General features: G+C 71.9%; 14 protein-coding genes. 7 read left to right on the plus strand and 7 right to left on the minus strand.

The window, feature by feature from the left end; genetic code table 11:
* Positions 1-125 precede the first annotated feature (125 nt).
* Together ABD743_RS01220 and ABD743_RS01225 are read left to right on the plus strand one after the other, a co-directional pair.
* On the plus strand, positions 126-1,097 hold the full coding sequence (locus tag ABD743_RS01220; protein WP_344717855.1) for a PAC2 family protein: 972 nt from the start codon (positions 126-128) through the stop codon (positions 1,095-1,097).
* Positions 1,098-1,202: 105 nt separating this feature from the next.
* Complete coding sequence (locus ABD743_RS01225) at positions 1,203-1,670, plus strand: DUF4262 domain-containing protein (protein WP_344717856.1); 468 nt, start codon at positions 1,203-1,205, stop codon at positions 1,668-1,670.
* 20 nt (positions 1,671-1,690) lie between these two features.
* Here ABD743_RS01225 and ABD743_RS01230 read toward each other — a convergent pair whose 3' ends face one another.
* A complete protein-coding gene (locus ABD743_RS01230) occupies positions 1,691-4,039 on the minus strand; it encodes a transketolase-like TK C-terminal-containing protein (RefSeq protein ID WP_344717858.1) in 2,349 nt (782 codons plus the stop codon).
* 125 nt (positions 4,040-4,164) lie between these two features.
* Between ABD743_RS01230 and ABD743_RS01235 the strand changes: the two genes are divergently transcribed.
* The 3 genes from ABD743_RS01235 (at position 4,165) to ABD743_RS01245 (ending at position 7,092) form a co-directional block, all read left to right on the plus strand.
* A complete protein-coding gene (locus ABD743_RS01235) occupies positions 4,165-4,671 on the plus strand; it encodes an Lrp/AsnC family transcriptional regulator (protein WP_344717859.1) in 507 nt (168 codons plus the stop codon).
* Between the two features lie 74 nt (positions 4,672-4,745).
* Positions 4,746-5,150, plus strand: coding sequence for a PPOX class F420-dependent oxidoreductase (locus ABD743_RS01240; protein ID WP_344717861.1), 405 nt, complete (start codon positions 4,746-4,748; stop codon positions 5,148-5,150).
* A 172-nt stretch (positions 5,151-5,322) separates the two neighbouring features.
* On the plus strand, positions 5,323-7,092 hold the full coding sequence (locus tag ABD743_RS01245; RefSeq protein ID WP_379659127.1) for a BCCT family transporter: 1,770 nt from the start codon (positions 5,323-5,325) through the stop codon (positions 7,090-7,092).
* A 45-nt stretch (positions 7,093-7,137) separates the two neighbouring features.
* Here ABD743_RS01245 and ABD743_RS01250 read toward each other — a convergent pair whose 3' ends face one another.
* From ABD743_RS01250 to ABD743_RS01260, 3 genes are all read right to left on the minus strand, one after another.
* Positions 7,138-8,106, minus strand: coding sequence for an NADPH:quinone oxidoreductase family protein (locus ABD743_RS01250; RefSeq protein ID WP_344717863.1), 969 nt, complete (start codon positions 8,104-8,106; stop codon positions 7,138-7,140).
* 37 nt (positions 8,107-8,143) lie between these two features.
* Positions 8,144-8,815: an MBL fold metallo-hydrolase gene (locus ABD743_RS01255; protein ID WP_344717865.1), complete on the minus strand. Its 672-nt coding sequence runs from the start codon at positions 8,813-8,815 to the stop codon at positions 8,144-8,146.
* A gap of 75 nt (positions 8,816-8,890) precedes the next feature.
* Positions 8,891-9,202 (minus strand): hypothetical protein, encoded by a 312-nt coding sequence (locus ABD743_RS01260; protein WP_344717867.1) that lies wholly within the window; start codon positions 9,200-9,202, stop codon positions 8,891-8,893.
* Between the two features lie 81 nt (positions 9,203-9,283).
* Here ABD743_RS01260 and ABD743_RS01265 point away from each other — a divergent pair, with 81 nt between their 5' ends.
* Entirely contained in the window at positions 9,284-9,901 is a 618-nt protein-coding gene (locus ABD743_RS01265; RefSeq protein ID WP_344717869.1) for a class I SAM-dependent methyltransferase, read from the plus strand.
* 12 nt (positions 9,902-9,913) lie between these two features.
* Here ABD743_RS01265 and ABD743_RS01270 read toward each other — a convergent pair whose 3' ends face one another.
* The 3 genes from ABD743_RS01270 to ABD743_RS01280 are packed head-to-tail and all read right to left on the minus strand — an operon-like array spanning position 9,914 to position 13,136.
* A complete protein-coding gene (locus ABD743_RS01270) occupies positions 9,914-10,810 on the minus strand; it encodes a sugar phosphate isomerase/epimerase family protein (protein WP_344717871.1) in 897 nt (298 codons plus the stop codon).
* Complete coding sequence (locus tag ABD743_RS01275) at positions 10,807-11,988, minus strand: dihydrodipicolinate synthase family protein (protein ID WP_344717872.1); 1,182 nt, start codon at positions 11,986-11,988, stop codon at positions 10,807-10,809. The genes ABD743_RS01270 and ABD743_RS01275 overlap by 4 nt, the downstream gene beginning before the upstream one ends.
* Positions 11,985-13,136: a Gfo/Idh/MocA family protein gene (locus tag ABD743_RS01280; protein ID WP_344717873.1), complete on the minus strand. Its 1,152-nt coding sequence runs from the start codon at positions 13,134-13,136 to the stop codon at positions 11,985-11,987. Before ABD743_RS01280 ends, ABD743_RS01275 begins: the two co-directional genes overlap by 4 nt.
* Before the next feature lie 189 nt (positions 13,137-13,325).
* Between ABD743_RS01280 and ABD743_RS01285 the strand changes: the two genes are divergently transcribed.
* Positions 13,326-15,005 carry a hypothetical protein gene (locus ABD743_RS01285; protein WP_344717875.1) on the plus strand — a complete coding sequence of 560 codons (1,680 nt, stop codon included), beginning with the start codon at positions 13,326-13,328 and terminating at the stop codon, positions 15,003-15,005.
* Positions 15,006-15,066: the final 61 nt, after the last annotated feature.

The raw sequence follows: 15,066 nt of genomic DNA on the forward strand, positions 1-15,066 counted from the left end.
CCCGAACGGGATGCTGTGCGGGGAAGTTCACGTTGCACGGGGAGACTTGCTCGCCGGGGGACCCCGGACCGTGCGACGTTGCGAGGGGCGGGGTAGGTACCCCGTCGAGGAACCGGAGGTGTGCGGTGCTGGACCCGGCTGAGCTGTACGAGGTGGCGGCTGATGCGCCGGAGGTCGACGAGCCCGTGCTACTCGTGGCGCTCGAGGGTTTCGTCGACGCGGGAAACGCGGCACAGCTGGCCGTCGACGCGATCCTGGCGGACCGTGAGGCACGGACGGTGGCGCGTTTCGACATCGACCAGCTCGTGGACTACCGATCGAGGCGGCCGCCGCTGCGCTTCGAGTCCGACCACTGGGCCGCCTACGAACGGCCGCGGCTCGACGTCGTCGCCCTGAAGGACACGGGCGACACCGACTACCTGCTGCTCACGGGGCCCGAGCCGGACGTGCAGTGGGAGCGGTTCTGTGTCGCCGTCGAGCAGATCGTGCGCCGGTTCGGCGTCCGGCTGGTGATCAATCTCACGGCGATCCCGATGGCCGTGCCGCACACCCGTCCGATCGGGGTCACCGTCCACGGCACGCGGCCCGAGCTCACCGAGGGGCACGAGGCGTGGTTCGCCACGGCGCAGGTCCCGGGCAGCGCGGTGGGGCTGATGGAGTTCCGCCTCGGTGAGGCCGGGCTCGACGCGATGGGTTTCGCCGTCCACGTTCCGCACTACCTGGCGCGCGCGGAGTACCCGCAGGCCGCCCGGGTACTGCTCGACCACATCGGGATCGCCGCGGGGCTCTACCTCCCCACCGAAGGACTGTCCAAGGCCGCTGAGCTCGCCGAGGCCGAGATCGCCGAGCAGGTGGCGGGCTCCGACGAGGTGCGCCAGGTCGTCCAGGCTCTGGAGCGGCAGTACGACATGGTGTCCACCGGCCGCGGCGACCGCTCGAGCCTCGGTCTCTCGGGCGAGCTGCCCAGCGCCGACGAGCTCGCCGCCGAGGTGGAGCGGTTCCTGGCCGGTCACGACGACAAGGACGGCGACGGGGGCGCGGGCGACGACGACGGGGGCGCGGGCGACCAGGGACGCGGAGGCGCCCAACCCAGCTGAACCGCCCTGTGGACAACTCCTCGGCAGCGCGCCGCGCAGGCCCGTCGCCGTCGGTGGCGACGGTCACGGTTGCCCGGTCGGAGTCGACCGACCGAGGAGGAACCGATGTGCTGGAAGTGCGACGACCCCGGCCTCACCCCCGAGGAGTACCTGGCACGCATGGCCCGGCTGGTCCGGAAGCACTGCTGGGTGGTGCAGGGGGTGCGAGGCGAGCGCGGCAGGCCCCCGTGGTCGTACACCGTGGGTCTCACGTCCCACCAGCGCCCGGAGCTCGTCACCACGGGGTTGCAGGCGGCCCGGGCCGCGGCGCTGCTCGACGGCGTCGCGGCACACCTCGTGCACGCCACCGCGCCTCCGCCGGGTGAACAGGTGCGGCTCGTCAGCGGGCCGCTCGTCGAGTTCGTCGAGGTCGACCATCCCGAGATCCACCTGGCCATGGCCCAGGCCCTCTACGGGCCCGCCGTGCGCGCACTGCAGGTGGTCTGGGCCGATGAGCGCGACCACTGGCCGTGGGACGAGGGCTTCCGTGCACGCCGGGGCGGCCAGCCCGTGCTGGGCAGGCGGGCGAGATGAGGCCCGTGCCCTGGGCCGGCTCAGGCGGTCAGGTCGAGCCCCGCACTCACGATGGTGCCCGCGTCCAGGCCGTGGTGGCGGTAGACGTCGTCGAGATCGCCGGACTGCCCGAACCGCGACACTCCCAGGTGGGCGGCCCGCACCTGGTTGATCCCGGCCAGGAACGCCAGCGTGTGGGGGTGTCCGTCCAGCACGGTCACCAGCGGCGTCGCGCGGCGGGCCGGGAACGCGGCGTCGAGAATCCAGGTCTCCGCGTCGCCGCGCCCGCTGCGTGCCTGCTGCGCGTCGAACATCAGCCCCGCGCTCGTCACGCAGACCACGTCGGTGGGTGTGCCCAGCCCCTCCAACCGCTCGGCCGCGGCCAGTGCCTCCGGCACCACGGCGCCCATCGCGGCGATGGTCAACGCGGGAGCCACGGCACGGCCGTCCTGCGTCGCCCGGCGCAGCGGGTACGCACCGGCCACCACCTGGCGCCGGCGGCGCTCCCTCGCGGCGGGGTCGGTGGGCACCGCGGCGAGCGTCTGGTCCACCGGCCGGGTGGAGAGGCGCAGATAGGCCGAGGTCCCGTCGGGGCGGCCGAGCCGGGCCAGCGACGCCAGCAGCGCCCACTCCACGTCGATGGCGAAGGCGGGGTCGTAGCTGATGCAGCCGGGCTGCTCCAGCCCCACCGACGGCGTGCTGATCGACTGGTGCGCCCCGCCCTCCGGCGCGAGCGACACCCCCGACGGCGTGCCGACGAGGATCGACTGGCCGCCCGCATAGATCCCGAACGACCACGGTTCGAGTGCACGCTCCACGAACGGGTCGTAGAGCACGCCGATCGGCAGCAGTGGCTCGCCCCAGCGGCTCCAGGTGGCGCCCAGCTCCCCGAGCAACCCCACGAGGTTCGTCTCGGCGATGCCGAGCTCGAGGTGCTGACCGGTCGGCCGCTCGCGCCAGTGCAGGATCGTCTCGGGATCGTCGGCGAACCAGTCCACCCGCTCGCGCGCCGACCACACCCCCACCTTGTTCACCCACCCGCCGAGGTTCGTCGACGAGCTGACGTCCGGGCAGAGGGTCACCACCCGCCGGGCAGCGTCCGGAGCGGAGCGGGTGAGGTCGAGCAGTGCGCGGCCCAGCGCCGCCTGCGTCGTGGCGGTGCCGGACGGCGTACGGCCGATGTCGGCCGGAATCCGGGTCACGGCGTCGCGCACCACCGGCTCCCGACGCAGCCGGGCGCCCACCGAGGAGCAGAGCCGGGCAGCGGGGCTCCCGGCCGGGAACCGCGCCCACGGGTCGTCCACGGAGGCTCCCACTGCCGCACCGAGCTGATCCATCTGCTCGGTCGTGAGCAGCGAGGAATGGTTCTGGGGATGCCCCTCGCTCGCGAGCCCGTAACCCTTCACGGTGTAGGCGAAGATCACCGTGGGGCGGGAGTCGTCGATCTCTGCGAAGGCGTCCCCGAGCGCTGCGAGATCGTGGCCGCCGAGGTTGCGGATCGCGGCGTGCAGCGTCGCGTCGTCGAGCTCGGCCACGAGCGCGGCCAGCTCCGCATCGTTACCGGGCAGTCGCTCGCGCAGCTGGGCGGGGGTACAGCGCAGCAGGCGCTGGTACTCCGGGTTCGGCATCTCGTCGATCCGGCGCCGCAGGGCGGGGCCGCCGGGCCGGGTGAAGAGCTTCTCGAGCAGCCGGCCGTACTTCACGGTGAGCACCTGCCAGCCGGCGGCGTCGAACATGCCCTGCAGCCGGGGGGCGCCGATGTTGGGCACCACGCGGTCGAGCGACTGCCGGTTGAGGTCGACGATCCACACCACCTCACCCAGCTCGGCCACCATCGGGTCGAGGATCGCCTCCCAGCAGGCGCCCTCGTCGAGTTCGGCGTCCCCCACCAGGGAGTACTGGCGGCCCGTCCCCGGGTCGGCCCCGAGGGAGGTGACGTACCGGCGGGCGAGTGCTCCCCAGATCGGGGCGGTCGCGCCGATGCCGACCGAACCGGTGGAGTAGTCCACGGGGTCGGGGTCCTTGGATCGGCTCGGGTAGCTCTGCAGCCCGCCGAACTCGCGCAGGGTGGTCAGGTAGCGCTCGTCGAGCTCCCCGAGCAGATAGTTGATCGCGTGCAGCACCGGCGAGGCGTGCGGCTTCACCGACACCCTGTCGCCGCTGCGCAGGTGTTCGAACCAGAGCGCCGTCATGATCGTCACCATCGACGCGCTCGACGCCTGGTGTCCGCCCACCTTCAGCCCACTCGGATTCGGGCGCACGCGGTTGGCGTGGTGCACGATCGCGGTGGCGAGCCAGAGCACGCGCTGCTCGATCTCCCGCAGCACCTCCGACGGATCGGCTCCGGACGCACCCCCGGCGACGCCCGTCCGGTCCTCGATGCTCGTCATCACATCCTCCTGACCAAAGTTGCCGCTCAACTGCACCATCACCACGATGACTGCACAACTGAGGGCGGATTAGCTGAGCAGAATGCTCAAGCACGAACGATCAGCGTGGGAAAGGAGCGGGCAGAATGCGCAACGCGGAGGGTGTCGACGCCACCGACGCTCGCTTGCTGCTCGCGCTCGCCGAGAGCCCACGGGCGTCGGTGCTCGCGCTGGCGGAGCGGCTCGGGCTGTCCCGCAACACGGTGCAGGCCCGGCTGTCGGGGCTCGAGGCTCGGGGCGCGGTCAGGTCGTTCGAACGCCGGATCGACCCAGCCGCACTCGGCTACCCGCTCACCGCCTTCGTCACGGTGCAGGTCGTGCAGCGCAGGCTCGACGAGGTGGCCGCAGCGCTCTCCGAGGTGCCGGAGGTGGTGGAGGTGCTCGGGCTGTCGGGCCCGGCCGACCTGCTGGTCCAGGTCGTCGCGCGCGACGCCGACGACCTGTACCGCATCGCCGGTCAGCTGCTCGCCACGGAAGGGGTCGAGCGCACCAACACCTCGCTCGTGATGCGCACGCTCGTGGAACACCGCCTCTCCCCGCTGCTGCAGCGAGTCGCCGAGCACCAGCGATCCGGGCGATCGGAGCCACAGTGAGGTAGCCCCGCGGCGAGCCTCAACCCGCTCGACCCGGCACTGCGCACACGGCGGTGATGGGTGACGATCACGCCATGAGCACACCCAAACGCGAGCTGCCACCCGAGATCGTCGAGATGCTGCGCCGTGCCAACCCTGCGGTGATCGGCACCCTGCGTAGCGACGGGGCACCGGTCACCGTGGCCACCTGGTACATCTACCGCGACGGACAGGTCGTGGTGAACATGGACGCGCAGCGCCGCCGCCTCGACCACATCCGCCGCGACCCCCGCGTGTCGATCACGGTGCTCGACGGTGACGACTGGGGCAGTCACGTCAGCATGCAGGGCAGGCTGACCCTGCACGACGATCCCGATCTGCACGACATCGACGAGATCGCCCAGCACTACATCGGCAAGCCGTACCCGCAGCGGGACCGGCCCCGCGTCACCGGTGTGCTCGAGATCGAGACCTGGCACGGCTGGGGCCGCTTCGCCTGACCCACAGGTTTCGCGTTGCCGCCTTTTACACAACGAGAAGGTTGCGGTGGCCGGCGCTCAAGTTGACGGCGCCACCTCGGCCGACGCAGTGTGACCCATCCGCGAACGTCGCCCGTACATCCGCTTCATCCGCACGTGAGGGGGAGGCTCCGCCGCATCGGGGCCGCAGACCATGACCGTTTCGGAGACACCCAGGAGCAGCGAGACACCCGGGGGCAGTGATCCCACCCCGGCGGCCACGGCCTCCCCCGGAGGCTCGGCCGAGCAGCGCCAGCCGATGGACTGGTGGGTCTTCGGTGTGGCCGCGGCGCTCGTCGTCGCATTCATCGTCTGGGGCACGCTGTCCACCCACACGCTGAGCGCGGTCGCCGCCGCGGTGCTCGCCGGCGTCATGAACGCGGGCGGATGGGCGTTCGTGCTGGCCGCGAGCGGCTTCGTGGTGTTCGCGCTGTGGCTGGCGGTCAGCCGGTACGGGAAGATCCCGCTGGGCCGCGACGGTGAGAAGCCCGAGTTCCGCACGGTCTCGTGGGTCGCGATGATGTTCAGCGCCGGGATGGGCATCGGCCTGATGTTCTACGGGGTCAGCGAGCCGCTCGCCCACTTCACGAGCCCGCCGCCGGGCACCGTGCCCGCGGATTCGGCCGCGGCACTGGACGTGGCGATGGCCACCACGCTCTTCCACTGGACGCTGCACCCGTGGGCGATCTACGCGGTGGTCGGGCTCGCGATCGCGTACAGCACGTTCCGCAAGGGTCGTCGTCAGCTGATCAGCTCGGCCTTCGCGCCTCTCCTGGGCGAGCGGCGCAGCGAGGGCACGTTCGGCAGGGCGATCGACATCCTCGCGATCTTCGCCACGCTCTTCGGCTCCGCGGCGTCCCTCGGGCTCGGCACGCTGCAACTCGGCGGCGGGCTGCAGGCCTACGGGCTTCCGCCGCTGGGCGACCTCCTGCTGGTCGCGATCATCGCGGTACTGACCATCGCGTTCATCTGCTCGGCCGTCACCGGGGTCGCCAAGGGCATCCAGTGGCTCTCGAACATCAACATGGTGCTCGCCGCAGTGCTGGCGATCGTCGTGTTCGTGGCCGGGCCGACCATCCTGATCCTCAACCTGATCCCGACGGCCATCGGCGACTACCTCGGCAACCTCTCGCAGATGGCCGCCCGCACCGCCGCCACGGGGGGCGACGCCACTGCTGAGTGGCTGGCGAGCTGGACGGTCTTCTACTGGGCCTGGTGGATCTCCTGGACGCCCTTCGTCGGCATGTTCATCGCCCGGATCAGCCGCGGTCGCACGATCAAGCAGTTCATCACGGGCGTCATCCTCATCCCGAGCCTCGTGAGCCTGCTCTGGTTCGCGATCTTCGGCGGGGCGGCGATCAACCTGCAGCGCAGCGGCACCGACCTCGCCTCCCAGCCCACCGAGGCCCAGCTGTTCGGGCTGCTCGACACGCTGCCGCTCGGGAGCGTGCTCAGCATCATCGCGATGGTGCTGATCGCGATCTTCTTCGTGTCCGGTGCCGACGCCGCAGCGGTGGTGATGGGCACTCTCTCGCAGCGCGGCTCGATCACCCCGGCCCGTTGGGTGGTGGTGTTCTGGGGCGTCGTGATGGGTGCGATCGCGATCATCATGTTGCTCGTGGGCGACGAGGGCGAGGCGCTCACCGGCATCCAGAACATCACGATCATCATGGCCGCGCCGTTCGCGGTGGTGATGGTGGTGCTGTGCGTGGCGCTGGCGAAGGACCTGCGCCACGACCCGCTCATGCTGCGCGACCGGCGCTCGGTGGCCGTGGTCGAGCAGGCGGTCGACTACGGCACGAAGAACTACCGCGACGGGTTCGTGGTCTCGGTGAAGCCGCACCCGGGGATGCACGGGTCGAGCGAGGACGCGGGCGGGACCAACGGGGCGGCCGGCGGCGCCGCCCCACCCGAGCGCACCTGACCAGTGGAGCGGCCGCGGGCCCGATGCGTTCCCGCGGCCGCACAGTCAGGACGTCTCCAGCACGACCTTGCCGGTGACCTCTCGCTCGTCGAGCCGGGCCAGGGCGTCCGCCGCCTGCACCAACGGGAAGGTCTCGGAGATCACGGGATCGAGGGCGCCCGATCGCAGGTGCGGCTCCAACTGGGCCCACTGCTCGGCGACGTAACCGGGCCGGGCGAGCGCGTAGGCACCCCAGCCGACGCCGACCACGTCGATGTTGTTGAGCAGCAGCCGGTTCACACGCACGGTCGGGATCTCGCCCGCGGTGAAACCGATGACGAGCAGCCTGCCCTCCGGCGCGAGGCTGCGCAGCGAGTCGGTGAAACGGTCGCCACCGACCGGGTCGACCACGAGATCGACACCCGCACCTGCGGTGAGGCTCTTCACGGCGTCGCGGAACCCGTCGACGAGCACCGTGTCGTGGGCGCCGGCGGCGCGGGCCACCTCGGCCTTCTCCTTGGTGGAGACCACCGCCACCACCCGGGCGCCCAGTGCCACCGCGAGCTGGATGCACGCCGTGCCGACCCCACCGGCCGCCCCGTGCACGAGCACCGTCTGGCCCGCCTGCAGATGGCCGCGCACGAGCAGCGCGAAGTGCGCGGTCAGGTAGTTCATCGGCAAGCACGCGCCTGCGGCGAAGGACACCTCGTCGGGCAGGGGCAGGACGTGATCGGCGCTCACCGCCACCACCTCGGCGAACGCGCCGGTGTCGGAGAACGCGACGACCCGCTCCCCCGGCGTCAGCGGCGAGCCGTCGGGCGCCTCCCGCACGACGCCGGCCACCTCTGACCCCAGGACGAACGGGAGGTCGGACTTGTACTGGTAGAGGCCCTTGCTCCGCAGCACGTCGGGAAAGTTCACGCCGGCGGCACGTACCTCGATCAGCACCTCGTCGGCTCGTCGCCGAGGCTCCGGGACGTCCCGCACCTCGACAGCCGCCGGGCCGTCCAACCGCACCACCTGCACCGAACGCACGTCGCTACCTCTCCGTAGGGGTCACCTGCCCCCATCCTCACCCATGCAGGTGACGCAGCCGCTCACCTGCCCCGCCGACCAGCGCGTCGCCGTGCCCGAAGCACGCGATATCGACGTCCAGGGCGGCAAGCAGACGCATCGACGCGGCGGCTCGGTCGCGGTCGAGGTTGAACGGGCCGAGCATCACCTCTCCGCCGTGCTCCGCGATCACATCGCCGGTGAACAGCATCCGGTCGGCGAGGTGCAGGGCGATGCTGCCGTCGGTGTGGCCGGGTACGTGCAGTACCCGGGCGCCCTCACCGATGTCGAGGTCCTCCCCGCCGTGCAGTTCGACGTCGACGCGGGCGGGCGGGGCGGGCAGCAGGCCGTGCGCGACACGCGCGTGCAGCTCGCGCTCGGCCTCGCTGAAGTCGGGGGGTGGCCCTGGTCGCTCCCCGCGGATGATCGGTGCGTCGGCACCGTGGGCGAGCACGGTGACGCCGGGCCATGATCCGATCTCTGCAGCGGAGCCGGTGTGGTCGTCGTGGAAGTGGGTGAGTACCACTCGCCGCAGCGTGCCGAGCCCCTCGACCGCGGCAGCGATGGCCGGTGCGGAACCGACAGGCCCCGTGTCGATCAACGTCAGGTCGTCGCCGTCCTGCCACAGGTAGGCCTGGCCCACCGAGAAGCGCAGCACGTGTAGTCGGGGTGCCAGCTCGAGGAGGTCCATGGGGCGACCGTAGGACCGCTGACGGCGTCGTCCTGTCCGGTTTCGCCCTCGGAGGATCAGCTCAGGGAATAACCGTCAGGCCGGCACGCCGTCGTCGTAGTGCACGACCCGCGGCGCGTGGGTCAGCTCGTCGACGAGCACGCCGAGCCATCCGTCCACCCGCTCCTGGACACGGTCGAGGGTGTCGAGCTCGCAGGCCAGGTCGAGCGCGCGGTCCACGCCGCAGTCGCCGCCGTCGAGGGCCTGGCTCAGCTCGTGGCGCACCCGGGCCGCGCGGGCGCGGCAGCCGTCCGAGGTCTGCACGTGGGCGAGCAGACGGGCGCGCTGCTCCGAAGTGATGTTGTCCGGAACGGAAGCGACGAGCTGCTGCAGTCGGTGCGGATGCACGAGTACCCCCTCAGGTGACAGCCATCACCTCGACGGTACCGGCGCGCGGCTCCGTGGCGGTACCCCGCTACGGTGCTGATCATGTCGCGGTCGCCGTGGGCAGACACCGGCCTTTTCCTGCGCGAGTTCGTCCGTCATCCCCTCAACACCGCGGCTGTCGCCCCCAGTTCTGCGGCGCTCGCCGCCGCGATGACGGCGCCGCTGGCCACCACCGGCGACCCCGTGGTGGTGGAGCTCGGCCCCGGCACCGGCGCGTTCACCCGCGCCATCCAGGAACGCACCGGCGGGCGGGTCCGGCACATCGCCGTGGAGCTCAACCCGGGTTGGGCGCAGCTGCTCAGGGAGCGCCACCCCGAGGTCGACGTGGTGCTCGGCGACGCCCGTGAGCTGCCCGCGCTGCTCGCCGACCGGGGGATCACGGCCGTCGACGGGGTGGTGAGCGGGCTGCCGTGGGTGGCCTACTCCCCCGGCCCGGACGGGCGCGGCCTGCACGCCGTGATCACCGACGCGCTCGCGCCGGGCGGCGTCTTCACCCAGTTCGCCTACACCTGGACGCGCTGGGCACCTCCTGCCCGGCAGCAGCTGGCCGACCTGCGCGCGCACTTCGGCGAGGTGACGATCACTCCGGCCGTGTGGAGGAACCTGCCACCCGCCGTGGTCTACGTGGCGCGGAAACCGCTGCGGCGCCACGGCGACTGAGTCTCCGACGGCTCAGAGGTAGGGCTCCACGAGTTCGACGTAGCGGCGCGCGAGAGTGGCGAGCACCTGATCCCCCGGCGCGGCCCAGACGTCGGCGTGGAAGATCTCCACCTCGACGTCGCCTGTGTAGCCCGATGCCGCGACCGCCTTCGTGAAGGCGGGGAAGTCGACGTGGCCGTCACCCATCATCCCGCGTGCGAGCAGCGTGTCGGCCGGGAGCGGGGTGATCCAGTCGCAGATCTGGTAGCTCAGGATCCGTTCGCCCGCCGCAGCGATCCGGGCGTGCACACCCGGCTCCCACCAGAGGTGGAAGGTGTCGGCGACCACGCCGACCTCGTGCGGAGCGAACGCCTCGGCGATCTCCAGGGCCTGCGCCAAGGTGGAGACGACCCCACGGTCGGCGGCGTAGATCGGGTTCATCGGCTCGATGCCGAGCGTGACTCCCCGCTCCACGGCGTGCGGCACCAGCGCCGCGATCGCCTCGGCCGCCCGCGCCCTGGCCCCGCTGAGGTCCTTGTCGCCCGCCGGCAGGCCACCGGGGACGAGCACCAGCACCCGGGTGCCGAGCGCCGCGGCCTCGTCGATGGCGCGCAGGTTGTCCTCGTGGGCGGTGGCGCGGGCCGCCGGGTCGGACGCCGTGAAGAACCCGCCGCGGCACAGCGACGAGACACGCAGGCCCGCGTCGTCCACCCAGTGGCGGGCGGTGTTGACACCGACCTCGGCCACCGGCTCCCGCCAGAGCCCGATCGCCGGCAGGCCTGCTGCCACTGCGCCGTCGATCGCCTCGCGCAGGCTCCAGTGTGCGGTGGTGCGCTGGTTGAGCGACAGCCGCGAGAGGCGTGGGTCGCCCGGTTCGGGCGTGCCGATACGGGCGGGCGCGCCGCTGGGGACGTCGAGAACGGCCGTCACCGCGTCGCCCCGGCCACGGCGAGCAGCCCGCGGAACTTCTCGGCGGCGCGTTCCGGGTCCGGGACCAGCCGCGCGGCGTTGGCCAGCGCAAACGCCTCCGCGAGGTGCACGATCGACCGCGCCGACTGCAGGCCGCCCACCATCGTGAACCCGGGCTGGTGGCCGCAGAGCCAGGCCAGGAAGGCGATGCCGGTCTTGTAGTAGAAGGTCGGCGCTGCGAACACGTGCCGCGACAGCTCGAGCGTGGGGGCCAGCTCTGCGTCGTAGCGGTGGACGTCGCCGTCGTCGAGTGCGGCCAGTGCGGCCGACGCCGCCGGGGCGATGGCGGAGAACGCGCCCAGCAGCGCGTCCGAATGGTGGGTGCCGTCGCCGCGGATCAGCTCCGGGTAGTTGAAGTCGTCGCCGGTGTAGAGGCGCACGCCCGCCGGGAGCGCGGCGCGTAGCCCGATCTCGTGCTCTGCCGAGAGCAGCGACACCTTCACGCCGTCGACCTTCGCCGCGTGCGATCCGACGAGCTGCAGGAACGTGGCTGTGGCCGCCGGGATGTCGGTGGAGCCCCAGTAGCCGCGCAGCTGCGGGTCGAAGGCCTCGCCGAGCCAGTGCAGGATCACCGGTTCCCTGACCTGGCGCAGCAGCTCGTCGTAGACGCGCAGGTAGTCGTCCGGTCCGGACGCGAGCGCGGCCAGCTGGCGCGAGGCCATGAGGATCACCTGGGAGCCGGTTCCCTCGACGAACTCGACCTGCTCGCTGTAGGCGGCGATGACGTCGTCGACCGAGGTGAGGTCGGTGCGGTGGTCGGTGCCGGCTCCGGCCGCGATCCGGGCGCCGTCGGCCCTCGCCTGCTCGGCGCTGCGGCGCACCAACTCCTGGACGGCCACCCAGTCGAGGCCCATGTTCCGTTGCGCGGTGTCCATCGCCTCGGCGACACCGAGGCCGTAGGAGAAGAGGTGCCGTCGGAACGCCAGCGTGGCGTCCCAGTCGACCGCGGCGGGAGCGCCGGGGACGTTCTCGCCCCACGGGTCGGCGGCGACGTGAGCGGCGGCGAAGGCCACCCGGCTGCGGTAGGGCCCGGGGTGCTGGGCCCACTGCCGGGGTTCGGCGAGCTCGACGGTGCGCCAGCCGCCTCCGGCGACCGGTAGGTCGATCCGCCGGCCGGTGCGCGGGGCGACCTGCGTCATGCCGACGCCCCCGGCAGCTCCACGCGCACGCCCTCGGCCGAGGACTTCAGCGCCGCGGCCACCAGCCGCAGACCGCGCACTCCGCTCATGAAGTCGTAGGGATGGGGGCGTCCCGCCTCGGCGTCGAGGAGGAAGCGCTCCCACTGGGCGCGGAAGCCGTTGGTGAACTCCTGGTTGTCGGGCACCTCCTCCCACTGGGCGCGGAAGTCCTGGTCGGTCGGCACGTCCGGGTTCCACACCGGCTTGGGCGTGCGTACCCGGGGCTGGATGCGGCACCCGAAGAGGCCTGCCACCGCTGACCCGTGCGTCCCGTCCACCTGGAACTCGACGAGCTCCTTGCGGTCCACCCGGACCGCCCACGACGAGTTGATCTGGGCGATGACGCCGCCGGCCAGCTCGAAGATCCCGTAGGCGGCGTCGTCGGCGGTGGCCTCGTAGCGGTTGCCCTGTTCGTCGAAGCGGTGCGGGATGTGCGTGACGGACCTGGTCATCACGGCCTCGACGCCGCCGAACAGATGCTCGAGCACGTAGCTCCAGTGGCAGTACATGTCGAGCGTGATGCCGCCGCCGTCCTCGGCGCGGTAGTTCCAGCTCGGCCGCTGTGCGGGCAGCATGTCGCCCTCGAACACCCAGTAGCCGAACTCCCCGCGCACCGACAGGATCCGGCCGAAGAACCCGGCGTCGATCAGCCGCTTCAGTTTGATCAGGCCGGGTAGGTAGATCTTGTCGTGCACCACCCCGTCGACGATTCCGGCGGCGCGGGCCGCCTCGACGAGCTCCATGCCCTCGTCCACGGACTCGGCGAGCGGCTTCTCCGTGAAGACGTGCTTGCCCGCGGCGATCGCCCGCAGGATCGCCTTCTTGTGCTCGCTCGTGACCTGGGAGTCGAAGTAGATCGACGTCCCCTCCTCGGCGAGGGCGGCGTCGAGGTCGGTGTGGAACAGGTCGATGTCGTGGCGGCGGGCGATGTCGGCCAGCTTGTCACGGCTGCGACCCACGAGCACCGGCTCGACCTGGAGACGGGTGCCGTCAGGACGCAACACCCCGCCCTCGTCACGGATCGCGAGCACGGAGCGGACGAGGTGCTGGCGGTATCCCATCCGCCCGGTCACGCCGTTCATGACGATGCGGACGGTGGGTCCTGACATGGGCTCTACCTGCTCTCTCCGGGCTTCAGCGGTGAATGGTCCGGCGTTGTCGACGCGCCTGTAAGCGCTTTCCGAGGATAGGGTGCATGACGACGGAGCGGCAAGACCGGCGCGGGTAGCACCCCGCGGGACAACGTTGGCGGCGCCCCGGATGTAGTCCGTTCGGAGGCAACTGACAGGGTGGGCGGAGTGCGTCTCGTCTTCCGCTCCGCCGATCATGAGGAGTACTCGGCCGTCCGCGACCGCCTGCGCCTGCACATCGTCGCCTGGGCCCGCCGACGCGGCATCGAGGTGGAACCGTCACTCGTCGCCGCGGCGCTCGACCACAAGCACAGCGTCGACGGCCGCCTCGGCCACTGGACGCGCGAGCACGTCGCCGACGCGCTGGCAGTGTGGTTCCCGCGCACGGTCGCGCTGCTCGAGGACGATCGCGAGGCCGTCCCCACCGCGCTGCACGCCCTGATCGGCTTCCTCGCCGACCACGACTGGCTCGACTCCCGCTCCGCCTCGCCCGCCGAGCTGCACGCGCAGGTATCCGACTCGACGCCGGCCCTGCACGACGCCCTCGACGACGAGCGCAACCACGACCTCGGCACGTTCTGGGCGGTGCAGATGCTGCGCCACGGCGTCGCGACGGCCGACCCCGCCGCCGTCGCCCGGTTCCTCTCGCAGGTGCACGCCGGGGAGCTGGAGATCAACCGGGATGCGCTCGACGAGATCCGGCGCCGCCAGGAGAACGAGACCACCGAACCCGCTCGCCCCGAGCTGGCGCCCGTGCTCCTGCCCAGCGCCGCGCAGATGCTGGCGGCCGCCGACTCCAGCGTCGCGGTCTCCCGGCTGCGCGCGTTCACGCGGTGGGTACGGGCCGGGCGCGCGGTCACGCGGGAGGGCAGGCTCCTGCTCTCCGACGCCCGCGCGGTGGCCGACGCCCTCGACCTCGACCACTTCAGCCGCGACCACGCCCGTACCAGCGACGACCTCCCGGAGATCAGCCTCCTGCTGCACTGGGCCCGGCAGGCGCGGCTCGTGCGTGTGGTGCGCGGACGGCTGCTGCAGGTCAAGAGCGCGGCTCCGATCCTCAGCCGGCCGATCGAGCTGTGGCGGCGGGCGTTCGAGGCCGTGGGCGGCATCGGCGAGCACTTCGGCGGCAGCAACGTGTTCGGCGCGCCGTCGCTGTTCGGGATGAGCCTCGGGGAGGCCTTCCCGATCCTGCTGTTCCAGCTGTACTCCGCAGGCGGGGACCCGATCCCGGTGGAGCTGTTCCACCGGGTCGTGCGCGACACCGTCAACGAGCGAATGGGATGCGTCGTCGACGACCTCGCCGGGGACGTCGAGCATCGGCTCTGGCGCCGCGACGTCACGGCCCTGCTCGACGCGCTGGAGCTGCTCGGCGCCGTGCACCTGTCCGAGAGCCTCGACGGTGAGAACCAGGACGAGCTGATCCAGCTCGCCGGCCGTGACGACCCGGACCCCACGCTGGTCTCGCTCACGCCGATCGGCCTCTGGGCAGTGCAGGAGATGCTCACCGACCAGGGGGTGCACGCGCCCATCGTCGGCGAGATGGCCGACGAGGACATCGAGTACGTCTGCGTGCGCTGCACGGGCCTGCGCCCCGAGGTCGTCGACGCCGAGCTGACGGCCTGGGTGCGCGCCCGCAGCGGACGGGCGGCGGCGCAGGAGATCATGCGGTACCTCCAGCGGGTGGAGGAGCCGGCACACCGGGAGCTCGCGCTGTTCGCGCTCTCCCGTGCCGGCGTGCCCGGCCGCGAGGCGGTGCGGTGGCGCGGGCGTCCGGCAGCCGCGCTGCGCGCGCCTGCCACGGGGGCCCAACCGCGTGTCGAGTGCGACGCGCGGGCACGTCGCCCCTGACCGATCATCCGTTCGGGTGGCCCGCGTCACATCGGTATCGCGCTGTGCGAGTAGGAAGCGG

The organism is Pseudonocardia yunnanensis (assembly GCF_039534065.1).
Lineage (GTDB): Bacteria > Actinomycetota > Actinomycetes > Mycobacteriales > Pseudonocardiaceae > Pseudonocardia > Pseudonocardia yunnanensis.